At 37.2% G+C, this 1,575-nt stretch carries 2 protein-coding genes; both read left to right on the top strand.

The window, feature by feature from the left end; translation table 11 throughout:
- The first annotated feature begins 180 nt into the window (after positions 1 to 180).
- Entirely contained in the window at positions 181 to 378 is a 198-nt protein-coding gene (locus F6K06_RS33455) for a hypothetical protein (protein ID WP_287323408.1), read from the top strand.
- Between the two features lie 387 nt (positions 379 to 765).
- Positions 766 to 1,572, top strand: coding sequence for an RNA-guided endonuclease InsQ/TnpB family protein (locus tag F6K06_RS33460; RefSeq protein WP_375340286.1), 807 nt, complete (start codon positions 766 to 768; stop codon positions 1,570 to 1,572).
- Positions 1,573 to 1,575: the final 3 nt, after the last annotated feature.

Genomic DNA, 1,575 nt, shown 5'->3' on the forward strand with positions numbered 1-1,575 from the left:
TTACCTAAACGCATCAGAAGGCCAGCACTATAATCTATGATGAGCGTGTCTGGATGAATGATGCGTGTATAATTATGATTCGATGTCATAATTAGACACAAATATTAATAGTTTATCCAGTATAAATTTTAGGTAAATTTAGTTATAATAGTCAATGTAGTCAAGGAATTAACAATAACTTTGCTAGTAATTGAGGCCAAATTAAAAGGCAGTCAAAATCAGTACAAAGTTTTAGATGAAATGATTCTCACAGGTCAATTCATCAGAAACAGTTGTTTGCGCTACTGGATGGATAATAAAGATGTTAAACGCAATGACTTACAAAAGCTTTGTTCTGTACTAGCAAAGGATAGTAATTTTCCTTGGGTGAAAAAGTAAAACTCTCAAGCAAGACAAGCATCAGCCCATAGAACATGGCAATCAATACAACGATTCTACAAAAATTGTAGACTGAAATTACCAGGTAAAAAGGGCGATCCAAAATTCAATAAATTCACTCGTTCAATAGAGTACAAATCAACAGGTTATAAGCTATCTCCAGACAGAAAGAAAATTGAATTTAAAGATGGTTTTCAAGCTGGTGTATTTGAATTGTGGACAAGTCGCGATTTAGTCTGGTATTCAGAGCAACAAATAAGTCGTGTAAGAGTTGTGAGACGAGCTGATGGTTATTATCATTTTCTTTGTGGGTTTAATACCCCACCGTCTACACGGTGTTCAAAATTACTTGGGGTTAGAATCCCCATGTAATTTTCCTCCTGTCTCCTGTCTCCTGTCTCCTGTCTCCTTCTTCAATGTCAATTTCTAGTAAATGTAGAGAGAAAAGAAACTCATAATTTTCAAGGCAATGTCGTAGGAATAGATTTAGGTTTAAATACTTTTTATACTGATAGTAATGGTAATGTTGTAGATAATCCTAAGTATTTAAGGAAGTCGGAAAAACGACTAAAAAAGCTACAACGGAAAGTATCGCGCCGCCACGAGAAAGGAAAAAAGGCACAATCAAATAACTACCACAAAGCCAGAAAGAAATTAGCCAGGCAGCATCTCAAAATCAGTAGACAGCGTAAAGACCATGCAGTAAAGACTGCACGGGCGTTAATCCAATGTCACGATTTGGTAGTATACGAGGATTTGAACATTGCTAACCTAGCTAAAAATCATCACTTAGCTAAATCTATATCTGATGCAAGCTGGTATCAGTTCACCGAATGGCTGGAATATTATGCTAAGTTGCATGGAATTGCTTGCATAGCAGTACCTCCACATTTCACATCTCAAAATTGTTCCAATTGTGGTCAGACTGTTAAAAAATCTTTGTCTGTTAGGACTCACAAATGTCCGCATTGTAGTTATATTGCTGATAGAGACCACAATGCAGCAAGGAACATTTTAGCTAAAGGTTTAGAAATGCTAGGAGCAATAGTCAACAGTACCGAGGGGCACTCGGAATCTGGGGGAGACCCAAAAGCTACGGGAGAGTCCGACCTCTGGTTTGGTAATAGTGATATTGTCCATCTAAGTCATCTCTGTGAGCGTAGAATCATCAATGATGAGAATCCCGCATCATAATCT

This window comes from Okeania sp. SIO1H4 (assembly GCF_010672695.1).
GTDB classification, from domain to species: domain Bacteria; phylum Cyanobacteriota; class Cyanobacteriia; order Cyanobacteriales; family Microcoleaceae; genus Okeania; species Okeania hirsuta.